The sequence below is a fragment of the Chryseobacterium sp. AC405b genome, assembly GCF_979258685.1.
Genome location: NZ_OZ409877.1, coordinates 54,924 through 69,252, shown reverse-complemented (window position 1 = coordinate 69,252; position 14,329 = coordinate 54,924). Strand labels below are relative to the sequence as shown.

11 protein-coding genes and 2 pseudogenes are annotated in these 14,329 nt (G+C 35.0%); 7 read left to right on the top strand and 6 right to left on the bottom strand.

The features are described from left to right. Positions 1 to 51: 51 nt before the first annotated feature. Together ACZZZA_RS00335 and ACZZZA_RS00330 are read right to left on the bottom strand one after the other, a co-directional pair. Positions 52 to 693 (bottom strand): Cap15 family cyclic dinucleotide receptor domain-containing protein, encoded by a 642-nt coding sequence (locus ACZZZA_RS00335; protein WP_463429291.1) that lies wholly within the window; start codon positions 691 to 693, stop codon positions 52 to 54. Positions 694 to 704: 11 nt separating this feature from the next. Then, positions 705 to 1,598 carry a nucleotidyltransferase domain-containing protein gene (locus ACZZZA_RS00330; RefSeq protein ID WP_463429290.1) on the bottom strand — a complete coding sequence of 298 codons (894 nt, stop codon included), beginning with the start codon at positions 1,596 to 1,598 and terminating at the stop codon, positions 705 to 707. A gap of 290 nt (positions 1,599 to 1,888) precedes the next feature. On the opposite strand from ACZZZA_RS00330, the gene speB reads away from it, so the two are divergent. The 3 genes from speB to ACZZZA_RS00315 all read left to right on the top strand — a co-directional run bounded on the left by speB (position 1,889) and on the right by ACZZZA_RS00315 (position 4,400). Further along, positions 1,889 to 2,740 carry an agmatinase gene (speB, locus tag ACZZZA_RS00325; RefSeq protein ID WP_463429289.1) on the top strand — a complete coding sequence of 284 codons (852 nt, stop codon included), beginning with the start codon at positions 1,889 to 1,891 and terminating at the stop codon, positions 2,738 to 2,740. A 67-nt stretch (positions 2,741 to 2,807) separates the two neighbouring features. Next, complete coding sequence (locus ACZZZA_RS00320) at positions 2,808 to 3,662, top strand: bifunctional helix-turn-helix domain-containing protein/methylated-DNA--[protein]-cysteine S-methyltransferase (protein ID WP_463429288.1); 855 nt, start codon at positions 2,808 to 2,810, stop codon at positions 3,660 to 3,662. A gap of 126 nt (positions 3,663 to 3,788) precedes the next feature. Then, positions 3,789 to 4,400, top strand: a complete 612-nt coding sequence (locus ACZZZA_RS00315; RefSeq protein ID WP_463429287.1) for an alpha-ketoglutarate-dependent dioxygenase AlkB family protein — start codon at positions 3,789 to 3,791, stop codon at positions 4,398 to 4,400. A gap of 71 nt (positions 4,401 to 4,471) precedes the next feature. Here the strand turns inward: ACZZZA_RS00315 and ACZZZA_RS00310 are convergent. The 3 genes and pseudogenes from ACZZZA_RS00310 to ACZZZA_RS00300 form a co-directional block, all read right to left on the bottom strand. Next, positions 4,472 to 6,332: pseudogene (locus ACZZZA_RS00310) on the bottom strand (CocE/NonD family hydrolase). A gap of 113 nt (positions 6,333 to 6,445) precedes the next feature. Further along, positions 6,446 to 6,865 carry an SH3 domain-containing protein gene (locus tag ACZZZA_RS00305; protein ID WP_463429286.1) on the bottom strand — a complete coding sequence of 140 codons (420 nt, stop codon included), beginning with the start codon at positions 6,863 to 6,865 and terminating at the stop codon, positions 6,446 to 6,448. 6 nt (positions 6,866 to 6,871) lie between these two features. Beyond that, the gene (locus ACZZZA_RS00300; RefSeq protein ID WP_463429285.1) at positions 6,872 to 7,363 is read right to left on the bottom strand and encodes a BON domain-containing protein; all 492 of its coding nucleotides are present in this window, start codon (positions 7,361 to 7,363) and stop codon (positions 6,872 to 6,874) included. 211 nt (positions 7,364 to 7,574) lie between these two features. On the opposite strand from ACZZZA_RS00300, the gene ACZZZA_RS00295 reads away from it, so the two are divergent. After that, positions 7,575 to 8,825 carry a dicarboxylate/amino acid:cation symporter gene (locus ACZZZA_RS00295; RefSeq protein WP_463429284.1) on the top strand — a complete coding sequence of 417 codons (1,251 nt, stop codon included), beginning with the start codon at positions 7,575 to 7,577 and terminating at the stop codon, positions 8,823 to 8,825. A gap of 174 nt (positions 8,826 to 8,999) precedes the next feature. Further along, positions 9,000 to 9,713: a phytanoyl-CoA dioxygenase family protein gene (locus ACZZZA_RS00290; RefSeq protein WP_463429283.1), complete on the top strand. Its 714-nt coding sequence runs from the start codon at positions 9,000 to 9,002 to the stop codon at positions 9,711 to 9,713. A gap of 149 nt (positions 9,714 to 9,862) precedes the next feature. On the opposite strand, the gene ACZZZA_RS00285 is transcribed toward ACZZZA_RS00290, so the two are convergent. Next, positions 9,863 to 12,676, bottom strand: a complete 2,814-nt coding sequence (locus tag ACZZZA_RS00285) for a GH92 family glycosyl hydrolase (protein WP_463429282.1) — start codon at positions 12,674 to 12,676, stop codon at positions 9,863 to 9,865. Between the two features lie 127 nt (positions 12,677 to 12,803). Here ACZZZA_RS00285 and ACZZZA_RS00280 point away from each other — a divergent pair. Next, positions 12,804 to 13,908 (top strand): annotated as a pseudogene (locus ACZZZA_RS00280) (Mrp/NBP35 family ATP-binding protein). Positions 13,909 to 13,949: 41 nt separating this feature from the next. Continuing rightward, positions 13,950 to 14,198: a NifU family protein gene (locus tag ACZZZA_RS00275; RefSeq protein ID WP_463429281.1), complete on the top strand. Its 249-nt coding sequence runs from the start codon at positions 13,950 to 13,952 to the stop codon at positions 14,196 to 14,198. The last annotated feature ends 131 nt before the right edge of the window (positions 14,199 to 14,329 follow it).

Below are 14,329 nucleotides of genomic sequence, written 5' to 3'. Positions count from 1 at the left end.
TTGCAGTCCCCCCCCCACTGTTTCAAAACCCTTGTTTGCTGTAGTCATAATCTAACTTAATCTACCTAAAGTTTTTTTCTGTGTAAATGACACATTAATTGTTCCTTTGTATCCTCTCTGATTATAATATTCTCCTTCTAACGTCTTAATGTCAGGGTAATATTTTAAACTACAAGTTCCTTTATGATTGTGTAGTTGTGTTTCTAAAGAATTTGCGTCATTAGTATAAATATAAAATACTTCAAATATATCATTAGAGGATTTGATTATCTCTTCGCTAACACTTGTTGAGCAAGAAGTTTGATTGTTAGAGTTTAAATCACCATAATACGAATGGATTTTTATGTATGATGCTGTTTGTTTAATTTCTAATACACATTTTTTTTGTGTTGGTTGCTGTGAAGAAGGATCAATATAGGTTGAATTCAGCGTTCCCTCATATCTACCATTCAAATTTGGTAAATCTATTAAAGCTTTAAAAATTCGATATTTCCACAAAATATTATTTATAAAATAAAGTATTAGTGTTAATATTGAAATAGTAGAGAATATACCTATATATGAATAAATATCTTTTAAATTTTCAATTTTTGAAATTTCAGATTCAATCCAATTAGAAATCGGTGTAATCAATAATGTCAATATTAATATTAATGGAATTAATACACCAATTTTAAAATATTTAAAATTCATTTCAAGTTATTTTAGTATTGTAAATAGCTCCACATTTGAACCATAAACTGATTAACATCTTTAATGCTCCACTTTCTTGCTTTGAATAAATACAAGAGTTCAGAAACCTCACCCCATTCATCACAAGTTTCTTCTCCTTCTTTAGTTGCATTGTAGATGTAAATTATAGATTGTTTAAGTCTATCAGTCCAAGCGTCATAATTGTTAAATATATGATTTGGAACATTCCAAACTAAACATTCTAATAAAAATGAAGTAATGTTATCACTAACAGCGACATTATCTTCAATCATCTTGTAACGAATTCGTCGATATATTCTGGTTAATCTTTTAAATCTTTTTTGAGTATTTGAATTTTTTAATTTTCCACTGTCAATATGTTGTAATGGATAGTTTGATATTACAGAATAATCTTTCGCAATAAATCTGACGCCCTCTATTTTTGATGTCTTACTTTCGTTGTCGTATCTATCCAAACGAAAAGTTGGAACGACATCTGTTTCAACTCTATTAGTATTCGCTAAGACTGTTATACACTTATTTTTATCTACTATATATTCATAACCAAAATATTCGACTAAAGCGTCATAAACATCTTTTCTATATTGAGCAAACGTATAATCACTATCTGAATAACCAAAATCATTTTTTTCTTTGTTATTTGGAACCTGTACATAAACAGTGTCATCAAGCCGTACATTAATGTCAATATCGCTATTGTTTTTAACATTAGTGTCATTTGCATATGAACCTTGTCCAAATACCTTAATTGTCTTACTCTTTAGTTTTTCTGAATTTCTAATAGCTTCCTTTACTTGATATTCAGAATTAGCAAGTTTTTGCTCTTCAGTATCACTTGGGGGATACCTGAAAATATTTAATTGTTCTTCAGTAAATTTTGGCATAGTTTGTTGATATGATTGCAGCTAACTTTTGGATTGACGCATTGCGCCGATCCCAATTATAATTCAAATATAAAAAAACAAACCCAACAACGATTACGGTTTCTCATAATTGAGAAATTTAATTTTATAAGTCAAATTGTTATGCCTCAGTTACAACTAAATTATTTTCTACAAACCTTTGTAATTAAATACTGATTATTGTCTTGTTTTAAGTTGTTTCTCCCATCCTTCAACCTCTGCTAATCTCCCAACTTCTTTGTATCTTTGGCGAAATTTTTTAATCATAAATTATGAAAACATACGCAGGGATTCCTGAAGAAAATGCTTCATTAGAAAATTCAAAAGTAGTTTTGGTAACGGTTCCTTACGACGGAACTTCAACTTGGGGAAAAGGAGCCGACAAGGGTCCGGAATTATTCCTTGATGCTTCTGAAAACATGGAACTGTACGACATCGAAACAGGAACAGAACCTTATCTGGAAGGAGTTTATTTAGCGGGAGAGATTTCGGAAAATTCTACTCCTGAAGCGATGACAGAAGCTGTATACCAAAAGACAAAAGAACTTTTAGCAACAGATAAATTGTTTACCCTTTTCGGTGGAGAACATTCAGTTTCTATCGGTTCTATTCGTGCGGTTGGAGAAAAATTTGAAAACTTGACGGTTTTGCAATTGGATGCTCATACAGATCTTCGTCCGGAGTTTCATGGTTCTACTTCTAATCATGCTTGTGCAGTTTTCGAAGCCAATCAGAAACATAATTTGGTTCAGGTGGGAATCCGTTCTATGGATGTTGAGGAAGTTGAATATTTACCGGAAGGAAGAGTGTTTTTTGCTCACGAAATTGCTAATAACGAAAACTGGGTGAATGATGTTCTGGAAAAAGTTTCAGGAAATGTTTACATCACCATCGATTTAGATGCGTTTGATCCGTCTATCGCACCATCTACAGGAACTCCGGAACCAGGTGGATTACAATGGTATCCAACTTTAGAATTGTTGAAAAAAGTTTTCGAAAAATGTAATGTTGTTGCGTTTGATATTGTTGAATTGATGGATTCTGCTTATTCTAAACCAAGTGCATTTTTAGCGGCAAAATTATACTATAAAATGTTGGCGTATTATCACATCAGCAAAGATTAAATTCCGCAGGAATCGGATTTTTAGGTTCGGTTTTTCTTTGGAAATTTGTGATATAAAATAAACGGAAATGTCCATACAAGAAGAGATAGATTATCAGAGAATTGCCAAAGCTATCGAATTTATTCAGAGCAATTTTAAGCTTCAGCCGAATTTGGATGAGGTTGCTGAAAAAGTAAATCTAAGTCCGGCACATTTTCAGAAAATATTTACAGATTGGGCAGGAACTAGTCCGAAAAAATTTTTACAGTTCATCAGCATTGAGCACGCAAAAAGTTTATTAAAAGAAGAAAAAGCCACGCTGTTTGATGCAACATTAGAGACCGGACTTTCAAGTACGAGCAGATTACACGATTTGTTTGTGAATATTGAAGGAATGACACCTGCAGAATATAAAAACGGGGGTAAAAATTTAAACATCAATTACAGTTTTTTTGAAAGTCCGTTTGGAGAAATTATTACAGCTTCTACCGAAAAAGGAATCTGTTATATGGCTTTCGAAGAAAATAAAGAGAATGCATTGAGAGATTTAGTCAATAAATTTCCCAATGCATGTTTTTTTCAAAAAGAGGATCAGTTTCAACAAAATGCATTATCTATTTTTAATAAAGACTGGACAAAACTCAACACCATTAAATTGCATTTAAAAGGAACAGATTTTCAGCTCAAAGTCTGGGAAAGTTTACTGACGATTCCGATGGGGAAATTATCAACCTACGGAAATTTAGCCGATAAAATAGGAAACGCGAAAGCTTCCAGAGCTGTAGGAACGGCAATTGGTAGTAATCCGGTTGCGTTTTTAATTCCCTGTCATCGGGTAATCCAGTCATCTGGAAAAATTGGAGGCTATATGTGGGGAAGCGATAGAAAACAGTTAATGATTGGCTGGGAAAGTTCGAAAATGTATTCAGATGATTTTACTTAAAATATTCAGCATTTTATCATTCTGTAGGAATCTCAGTATTATTATTTTCTTCAACTGTCGAGATTTCTATGAAATAACAAACTGTGTTTATAAAAATTAATCAATTTCTAGTTAAATTATAGAATCATGAATAACTTGTTTGAAACAATACAAGATTTCCCTGTCAACATTCTTCCCAAAGACGGCATCGCACAATATTACGGCAGAATATTTTCAGGTCAAGAATGTGAAAAGTATTATCAATATTTGTTCAGCAAAATTCCTTGGGAAAATGATGAAGCAGTAATTTTCGGAAAACTGATTTTTACTAAGCGAAAAGTCGCATGGTTTGGCGAAAAAGAATTTGAATATACTTATTCCAATCGAACAAAATATGCAAAACTCTGGACTCCGGAATTGTTAGCTTTAAAACAAAAGTGTGAAGAAATTTCCGGAGAAACCTACAATTCCTGCCTTCTTAATTTATACCATGACGGAAGCGAGGGAATGGCGTATCATAGTGACAGTGAAAAAGATTTGAAAAAACACGGAGCAATTGCTTCACTTACTTTCGGTGCTGAACGTAAGTTTTCTTTTAAACATAAACAATCTAAGGAGCGTATTGATGTTTTTTTAGAAAACGGAAGTTTATTGGTAATGAAAGGAACAACTCAGGAAAACTGGCTGCATAGAATTCCACCCACTAAAAAAGTGACAACTCCCAGAGTGAATCTGACATTCAGAACTATTGAAGAATAAAAAATAACGGCAATACACCGCTATTCTTTATAAACTTAATTTCGTCTAATGTCTAACCTCTAACCTCTAACTTATTTCAAAACCTCAACCTCAATCGCAGAATCTTCAAAAACTTTAATGAATGCTTTTGTGTAATCTTCTTTTGTGGCCATATTCGGATTATCTAAAAACTTCTGGGGATTAACCGAAAAAAGCGGAAACCAAGTCGAAGAAATCTGAATCTGAATTTTGTGACCTTTTTTGAACGTATGAACCACATCCTGCAATCTGAAATTAACTGCAGTTTTCTGATTGGCTGCCAAAGCTTCAGGTTTTTCTCTTGAATTTCTAAATCTTGCAGGCATAATTTCGCTTCGTACCATTTGATGATAGTTCCCATAAATAACACCCTCTTTCTTTTCTGCCGGTTTAAAATCTTCAGGATAAACGTCAATGAGTTTCATAGCAAAGTCTGCATCGGTAGAGGTAGAAGCAATATTTAACTGAGCTAAAATTTCCCCTGCAAAAGTTATATCTTCTGTAAGAACATCTGTTGTGAAAGTCAAAACATCTGGTCTTCCCACGGCAAATCTTTGGTCTTCAGACATATAATTTCTTGGGGTAAAACCATTAAAATCTTTCAGATTATCCGAACTCAAAACCGGATTATTCGGATCACTGTAATATTCTGAAAAACCTTGTCCGGCAGTATTTTTTAAAGTTCCACTGGCTAAATAAAAGTTGATTTTCTGAGTGTTTTTTGGTGGATATTGAGCAAATTCTTTCCATACTTTTGCTCCTGTGTCATACATTACAGCTTCCGGTAAACCTGCATCTTGTTTTGTGTTTCCTTTCAAATAATGATTAAAAAATTTAGTCTCCAGATTTTTTTGGTAATAGGTTGCGATGCTGTCTCCAAAATAAATTTCATTGTGGAAATGTTTCCCCTGTTCCTGTGCCCAGGCTCCATGAGAAAAAGGTCCCCATTACGATGGTATTTTTGGCTTTTGGGCTTGTTTTTTCTATTGTTTTATAAATATTCAAAGGTCCTGATAAATCTTCTGCGTCAAACCATCCACCAACGGTCATCACTGCATGACTGATGTTTTTAAGATGAGGCAGAAGGTTTCTTTTTTGCCAGTATTCATCATAATTCGGATGATTCATAATTTCGGTCATGAAGAAATTATCTTTGTAATACTTGTTATAAGCATCCTTTAACGTTCCTAGTTCTCTGTAGAATTTTAAGCCGTCTTCTGAAGTAGATTTAATCATAGAATCTGAATACCATGCTTTATTTTCAGGTTTGGTTTTCTGAACTCCAAAAACAGGAAATGTTCTGAAATATCCCAACATAAATTTTCCGTTGTGAAGAAAATCGTCATTCCAGAAATCTGAAATCGGAGCTTGAGGTGATGATGCTACTAAAGCCGGATGTTGCGCCAAAGTTCCTACAGCAGTGTAAAATCCGGGATATGAAGTTCCATATTGTCCTACTTTTCCGTTGTTGTCTTTAATGTTTTTAATCAGCCAATCAATTGTGTCGTAGGTATCGGTGCTTTCGTCAACATCTTTCTTGGTTTTATGATCAACCTGTGGCGTCATATTAGTGAAAGTTCCTTCGCTCATATATCTTCCACGCACATCCTGAAATACAAAAATATATTTGTCATTCATCAGATATTTGTTGGGGCCTAATTTCTTCTTATATTCACTTTCCCCATACGGAGAAATGCTGTAACAGGTTCTCTGCATTAAAAACGGATACTTTTGTTTTTTTGAAATGTCTTTTGGAATATAAACCGCCGTGAAAAGTTTAATACCATCACGCATCGTAATATAGAATTCTTTTTTGGTAAAATTATCCTTAACAAAACTGTCTGTTGCAGCTGTATTTTGCGATTTTCCGAAAATAAAAAAGAGCATAAATAAAAAAGAAAAAGGAATCTTCATAATTGAAATTTGCAGCTAATTTATTAATAAAATGATGAATCTTTTATATCTTGATGTTAAAACAAAAAAAATCCCTGATAAATTCAGGGATTAGAATAGAAATTATGATATGATTATGCTTTCAAGTATCTTGAGTATGCATATCCTTCCTGTCCGTCAGCAGTTTTTACTTTCCACCAATCGTCAGAAGTTTGTTCAACTAAAGTAACTGATGAGCCTTTTGCTGCTTTACCAACAACAGCAGCATCCGTAGAAGGCTCTTGTCTGATGTTCAGGTTAGAATCTTCAGTAGCAATAGTAAGCGATGCTCCCGCAGCAAGACCTGCAACTTGTACATCGATATTGATATCTGAAGCAGAATATGTAGAATCGATTGCTCCTAAAGCATTCCAAACTGCGTCTTTCGCTGCAGTGTTAGATGCATTTCCGGAAACATAAAGAATTCCGTCCTGTTCCTGAACCTGAAGATTAGAAACTCCCGCAGACTGAGCTGCAGAAACTACGCTTGAGTATTTATCCTGTAATGTGCTCATCTCTAATTATTTTACAGTATAGTTATAATTTACTTTTCCTACTTTCAAAGCGTCAACAGATTCTTTGATTTTTCTTGCCTGTGCAGAAGATGCAGTTCCTGTAAGAGTCAACTCTCCGTTAACAACTTCTACTTTTACAGATGGGAAATCTTTCAATGCATCCTGTACTTTTTGCTGTACCATAGGATCAACTGCTGTCGTTGTTTGCACTGGTTCAGGAGCAGCTACTACGGGTGCAACAGTTGCCATATCATGTACGTCTTTTACACCTTTAATTTCTTTAAGAGATTTGATAGCTGCGTCTTTTTCAGCTTGTGAGGCGAACGTTCCGCCTAAATGAGCTACACCTTCTTTTACTTCTACAGTTGCAGCCGGATTAGCAGTTACAATGGTAGTTGCCTGAGTCTGAAGATCAGCATCTGATACTTTCTTTTTGCACGAAATAGATCCGAATGATACTGCCAAAGCTAAGGCAGACATTGCGATTGTTTTTTTCATAATTGATTTTATTTAATGTTTTAATTACACTCAAATGTAATAATAAAATCTATACCAATTATCTAAAAAATAAATAAATATCTCAAGCTTTTATTTTAATGGCATCATAATCTGCAAGTTAATTTTTAAAATTACTGATTTCAAACAGTTTTCATAAAGTTTTAGGCATCACCAATAAAACCATTATATTTGCGATTATTGAACTAAAGATATGAAAGGACAAAATAAATTATTTATTGCGATTATAGTTGCATTGATCGTGGGTGTAGTAATTGGCGGATTTGTACATATTCAGTATCCCGAAAGTGCGAAACCATTCTCAGACAATATCAAGCTTCTCGGCACGGTCTTTATCAGACTGGTGCAAATGATTATCGCACCGTTGGTTTTCACCACATTGGTTGTGGGAATTGCAAAAATGAGTGATCTTAAAATGATTGGAAGAGTAGGCTCAAAAGCGATGCTTTGGTTTATCTCGGCTTCTCTTATATCTCTGTTCATTGGTTTGGTTTTGGTAAATTGGTTGGAGCCCGGTCATGTAACAAAACTTCCTATTCAGGACACAGCGTCTGCTGAAGAACTGTTAAAGTCAAGTAAAGGTTTTTCACTGGAAGATTTTGTGAAACATATCATTCCTAAAAGTATTTTTGAAGCTTTTGCTACTAATGAAGTGCTTCAGATTGTTGTTTTTTCCATTATGTTTGGAGTCGCTTTGGCTAATTTGGGTGACGAATATGCACAGCCGGTTATTAAATTGTTTGATGTGATCGCACACGCAATTCTAAAAATGGTAGCCTATATCATGTGGTTTGCACCGCTTGGAGTTTTAGGAGCAATTGCAGCCGTAGTGGCAACCAATGGTTTTGAAATTTTTAAAGTGTACGCTATTTATCTGAGAGATTTTTTCTTTGCAATAGCTGTTTTGTGGGCGGTTTTATTGATTGTTGGCTATTTAATTTTAGGAAACCGTCTTTTTGAATTATTAAGAAGGATAAAATCACCTTTATTAATCGCTTTCTCCACTACAAGTTCGGAAGCTGTTTTTCCAAAATTGGTTGAAGAACTGGAGAGATTCGGATGTAACAATAGAGTGGTGTCATTTATTTTACCATTAGGATATTCATTTAATCTCGATGGAAGTATGATGTATATGACGTTTGCATCAATTTTCATAGCACAGATCTACGGAATTGAAATGTCTGTCGGACAACAAATTACCATGCTTTTGGTTTTAATGCTGACTTCAAAAGGAATTGCCGGAGTTCCGAGAGCTTCTCTGGTTATTATTGTAGCAACCTGTTCGATGTTCGGAATTCCGCCGGAAGGAATTGCTTTGATTCTTCCTATCGATCACTTCTGTGATATGGCGAGAAGCATGACCAATGTTTTAGGTAACGCCTTAGCGACGTCTGCTGTTTCAAAATGGGAAGGGCAGCTGGATAACCATGGTGGAGATCTGTAGATATTAATTTAACTTAATAAATGGTCAACAGAGAATTTTTTCTGTTCACCATTTTTTATGAAATTTGTATTACTTTGTTGAGTGAAGCGCCTTTGCGAACGAAAAATATTTTCAATCATTTAAATAAAAGCTTTGCGAACTTTGCGTTAAAAATAGATTAAAACCTATAATTAAATGAACTTACAAAATCATAAAAATCAAATTGCTGATAAAGGTTTTTCCGTTATCAGCAATGTTTTTTCTACGGAAGAAATTGAAAAAATAAAGGAAGTCATTCAAAATATTGATACCTCAAAAGAAACCTTTAGAAAATCCGAAGATCTTTTTGCGATCCGACAGTTTTTAAAGGAAATTCCTGAAGTAAGAGATTTGATTTTTAATGAAAATCTAAAAACAATTATCAAAGAAATTTTTGGCGAAAATTATTTTGTTGTTAAAAGCATTTACTTCGATAAACCAGAAAAATCAAACTGGTACGTTGCTTATCATCAAGATTTAACGATTTCTGTAGATAAAAAAGTTGAACTGGATAATTTCGGATCGTGGACGACCAAACAAAATCAGTTTGCTGTACAACCGCCTTTAGATATTCTTGAAAATATTTTTACAGTAAGAATTCATTTAGATGATACCGATGAACATAACGGCGCTTTGAAAGTAGTTCCAAAATCGCACGCAAAAGGAATCTACAGACCCGAAACCATTGATTGGAATGTAGAAACAGAACATATCTGCAATGTAGAACAAGGTGGGATAATGATGATGAAACCTTTACTTCTTCATGGTTCAAACCGAACAACTAACGGAAAGAAAAGAAGAGTCATTCATATTGAATTTTCTGATCGAGAATTGCCGGAAGAATTACAGTGGTCGGAAAGAATGAATTAAATTATTCCCTGAATTGAACAGAATAAGCTTTGGCTAAAGCCGATCAGTTGCTATATTTATTAAACGGGCTAAAGCCCGTTCCTGTTGATTAAAACAAAAAACCTCTTCCCAATCGAAAGAGGTTTTATAAATTAAAATTTTTTGACTTACTATTTCACAGAAATCTCATCCACAAAAATATAAGCATCACCACCTGCCCCTTGATGCCATTCCGGAAGCTTTCCGAAGTGATAGGCTTTCACTTTTAGATAACGAGCTTCAGTAGGAAGAACTTCCGTTGAGAAATCTTTCATCTGAACGTTTTCATCTTTAGCATCAATGTTATTTTCCAAGGTTTTCAGAAGAATGAATGTTTTTCCATCCATTGAAGCATAATATTCCACTTTTTTAGGCATTAAAATCCAGGCTCTGCTGTCTTGAAGATAGTTTGAAGAGATATGATTAATCTGCTGAGGCGATTTAAAATCAATAATTGCTTCCAAAGTTTGTCCCTGATAACCTTGCCATTCGCCTTTTCTCCAATTTACATCACCGTTGATGCCGTCAATTAATGCAAATTTTCCACCCGCTGTATATTGTGGATGCATGTTTGAATTGATTGTAATATCCCAATGATTCGGTCGTCTGTTAAAGTTGGCAGTTGTAATTCCGCTTTTTTCACCATTTCTTTCAGCATAGGTAGAAACCTGTGTGGTTTTGCTGATGGTAAAAGGTTCTTTGTAGGCTTTAAAAGTCTTTCTGACGTTAGCATCATTTTCATCCATCGTCATGTAATATACCTTATCTTTTTCATTCAAAGGGGTGATTTTTACCTGAGTGGTAAAATCAAATAGTCGATCTGCAGCAATTACAGGCGAAGCTGTTTGTTCAGGATATTTTAAATCTTTAGTAACTTTTATATTTTCAAAACCTAAATGTTTAAGCTCAGATTTCGGAGTGTTTTTGGTAATAATTCTCGTAGTTCCGTCTTCTAAATGCAGTTTTATTTCATCAAAATAGGGCGTCACGGTTTCCCACTCAGGTTTTCCGGGAGTTACAGCATAAATTCCCATCGAACTTAAGATAAACCATGCACTCATTTGTCCACAATCTTCGTTTCCGATCAAACCATCGGGAGAATTTTTATAGAAATTATCAAGAATGTACTTGATTTTTTCTTCCGTTTTCTGGGGTTTATCAACGAAGTTATAAAGATAGGCAATGTGATGACTCGGTTCGTTTCCTTGTGCATATTGTCCCATCAAACCTGTAATATCCACTTGTTCTCTACCTGTCGTTTTATCGGAAGCAGCAAAAATAGCATCAATGAATTGTTCAAATTTTTCCTTTCCGCCATGAGCTTCAATCAACTCCGGAATATTCTGCGGAACAGAATAGGAATAGTGCCACGAATTTCCTTCCGTGTAATTGTTATTCACTTCACTAGGGTCAAATGGTTGGTACCAGTTTCCGTTTTTTCTTGCCTGCATAAAACCGTTGTTCGGATTGTAAAGATTTTTCCAGTTCTGAGAACGTTTCATGAAGTATTCGTAATCTTCTTTTTTGTTTAAAATTTTTGCCATCTGAGCGATACACCAGTCGTCATATGCGTATTCCAACGTTTTTGAGACGCTTTCGTGTTCATCATCAATGCTGATGTAATTGTTTTGTTTGTAAGCATTTAAACCAAAAATATCCAGCATTGCCGAATTTTTTGAAGCCTGAAAAGCTTTCTCATAATCAAAGCCTGTGATTCCTTTTGCCATTGCATCTGCAATTACCGAAACCGAATGATAGCCGATCATACATTCCGTTTCATTAGAAGCGAGTTCCCAAACGGGAAGTTTTCCGCCCTGTTCGTATTGTTTGATGAAAGTATTGACAAAATCTGCCGTTCTTTTTCGGTCAATCAATGACATCAAAGGATGCGCTCCTCTGAATGTATCCCAAAGCGAGAAAACGGAGTAGTATCCAAAATCTTTTGCCATGTAAAACTTGTTGTCTCTGCCACGGTATTTTCCGTCAGCGTCCATATTGATGTTCGGTTGTGTGAAAACATGATATAATGCGGTATAGAAAACCGTTAATTTGTCTTTATCGGCAGACTTCACTTCAATTTTTGAAAGTTCTTTATTCCAGTCTGCGACCGCCTGATTTTGAATTTCGTTGAAGTTATTTGATTTTCCTTCAGCCAGCATATTTTTTCCTGCACCTTCGTAACCTGTCGGAGAAATTGCCACTTTTACAAGAATCTTCTCTCCTTTTTTTACCTTATTAGAGAATGCAACTTGAATTTTTGTTCCTGAATATCCTTTTTTAATTGTACCAATTTTTGATTCACTCTCTTCATGTCCTTTGGTTTCAAACATCGGTTTTGAAAACTCAATTCTCGCATAAATCTGTTGGTTGGTCGCCCAGGCTTCACTTCTTCTGAAAACTTCAATTGTTTTGCTGTCAATAATTTTAACCTCGCCTTCCAGCAATTTATCTCTGTGATTTAAATCTAAAATAATATTGGCGTTTCCGGCTTTGTTGAAGGTGTATTCGTGATAACCCACTCTTTTTGTTGTCGTTAAACGAACATCAATGTTATGTTTGTCTAATTTAACAGAATAAAACCCAGCCATTGCTTTTTCGTTTTTATGAGAAAATTTTGAAGAATATTCTTTCGGAGTCAGTCCCGGATTTCCCATCGTAGGCATCAGCATAATATCTCCGTAATCTGAAACACCGGTTCCGTTCAAATGCGTATGCGAAAAACCATAAATCACCGAATCTGAGTAGTGATAACCGCTACAGCCGTCCCAGCTTCCGTCGATTCTCGTATCAGGAGAAAGCTGTACCATCCCGAAAGGTACGATTGCTCCGGGAAAAGTATGACCGTGGCCACCTGTTCCGATGAAAGGATTTACGTATTGCGAATAATTTTGCGATATTAAATTATGGCTGATTAATCCCAAAAGAATGAAGAATATTTTTTGCATGAGTTTAAAATTAAAAACGTTCTAAAATACTACAAAATTTCCGTGTACAAAAGAATTTGTCTATCACACCGTTTACTGATTCTAAATAGCTAAAATTTCCGTAAATTTGTAGTCAATTTATATTTTTATGTTAACTAAAGAAAAAGTTCAGGATTTCCTTAAAGAAATAGAAGTAGATGATTTGGTGAGTAACTTTCAGGTGATGGGAAGCGATGTGTACATTGATATGACCGCTCATTCGCCTGCGATGCACGAAAAAAAGAAACTTGAGGCAGCCATGAAACAGGCTTTCGCAAGTGAATTCGGAGAAGAAATTAATTTAAAATTAAAAATAGTTTCTCCCGAGCCAAGCGAAGTTCAGCTCAGTCAGATCAAAGGAAAACAAATCCCTGGAATTCAAAATATTATCGCCATCGCATCCGGAAAGGGTGGTGTTGGTAAGTCTACCGTTGCTGCCAATCTTGCGGTAACTTTAGCAAAAATGGGTTTCAAAGTAGGGATTTTAGATGCTGATATTTACGGACCATCTGTTCCTACTATGTTTGATACAGAAGGTCAGAAGCCGATTTCTGTAGATGTCAACGGAAAAAGTTTAATGAAACCTATAGAAAATTACGGTGTGAAAATGCTTTCCATCGGATATTTTTCAGGAGCAAACCAAGCAGTAGTCTGGAGAGGTCGCAATGGCTTCAAAAGCTTTGAACCAAATGATCAGAGATGCAGCTTGGGGAGAATTAGATTTCTTGTTAATCGATCTGCCTCCGGGAACGGGTGATATTCATTTATCAATCATTCAGGAAGTTCCGGTAACGGGAGCAGTAATTGTAAGTACACCTCAACACGTTGCTTTGGCAGATGTGAGAAAAGGAATTGCCATGTTTAATATGGAAAGTATCAATATTCCGGTACTTGGATTGATTGAAAATATGGCTTATTTTACGCCGGAAGAATTGCCTGACAATAAATATTATATCTTTGGAAATCAGGGAGCACAGTATTTGGCTGAAGATTTGGGAATTCCTATTTTAGGTGAAATTCCTTTGATTCAGAGCATCAGAGAAGCGGGAGATGTAGGAAGACCTGCTGCACTTCAGGAAAATTCTAAAATTGCAGAGATCTATACAGATACTGCCAGAAAAATGGTAGAGAGTTTGGTAGAAAGAAATAAGTTTCTTCCGCCTACAGAAGCCGTGAAAATCACAACGATGGCAGGTTGCTCGCCAAAGAAATAATAATGATTTCAAATTAATTTTTGAAAAACCAAATTCAAAATATGGAGACAAATATAGCACACGAAAGCATAGTAACCAGAGTAATGGAAGCTCTTGAGAGTATTCGTCCGTTTTTGAATAAAGACGGGGGAGATATTGAGTTGATTGATGTAAAAGAAGATACCGTTTATGTAAAGCTTTTAGGAAACTGCTCCGGCTGTTCTCTGAACTTTTCAACTCTGAAACTGGGCGTTGAAAATACTATTAAACAACACGCTCCTGAGATTTCAAAAGTGGTGAACGTAGAGTAAAAAATACATAATATATTTTTTGAAGACAGGCTTTTTAGTCTGTCTTTTTTATGGTTTTTAATTTAAAAATAAAATATAGAAAACGTTTTGCAAAAGATGTACGCACACAAAAAAGCCCCGGAAAAACCGGG

Excerpts from the sequence above, each read along its gene's own strand:
- ACZZZA_RS00335 (WP_463429291.1), bottom strand. The coding sequence starts at position 693 with ATGAATTTTAAATATTTTAAAATTGGTGTATTAATTCCATTAATATTA.
- ACZZZA_RS00330 (WP_463429290.1), bottom strand. The coding sequence starts at position 1,598 with ATGCCAAAATTTACTGAAGAACAATTAAATATTTTCAGGTATCCCCCA.
- speB (WP_463429289.1), top strand. The coding sequence starts at position 1,889 with ATGAAAACATACGCAGGGATTCCTGAAGAAAATGCTTCATTAGAAAAT.
- ACZZZA_RS00320 (WP_463429288.1), top strand. The coding sequence starts at position 2,808 with ATGTCCATACAAGAAGAGATAGATTATCAGAGAATTGCCAAAGCTATC.
- ACZZZA_RS00315 (WP_463429287.1), top strand. The coding sequence starts at position 3,789 with ATGAATAACTTGTTTGAAACAATACAAGATTTCCCTGTCAACATTCTT.
- ACZZZA_RS00305 (WP_463429286.1), bottom strand. The coding sequence starts at position 6,865 with ATGAGCACATTACAGGATAAATACTCAAGCGTAGTTTCTGCAGCTCAG.
- ACZZZA_RS00300 (WP_463429285.1), bottom strand. The coding sequence starts at position 7,363 with ATGAAAAAAACAATCGCAATGTCTGCCTTAGCTTTGGCAGTATCATTC.
- ACZZZA_RS00295 (WP_463429284.1), top strand. The coding sequence starts at position 7,575 with ATGAAAGGACAAAATAAATTATTTATTGCGATTATAGTTGCATTGATC.
- ACZZZA_RS00290 (WP_463429283.1), top strand. The coding sequence starts at position 9,000 with ATGAACTTACAAAATCATAAAAATCAAATTGCTGATAAAGGTTTTTCC.
- ACZZZA_RS00285 (WP_463429282.1), bottom strand. The coding sequence starts at position 12,676 with ATGCAAAAAATATTCTTCATTCTTTTGGGATTAATCAGCCATAATTTA.
- ACZZZA_RS00275 (WP_463429281.1), top strand. The coding sequence starts at position 13,950 with ATGGAGACAAATATAGCACACGAAAGCATAGTAACCAGAGTAATGGAA.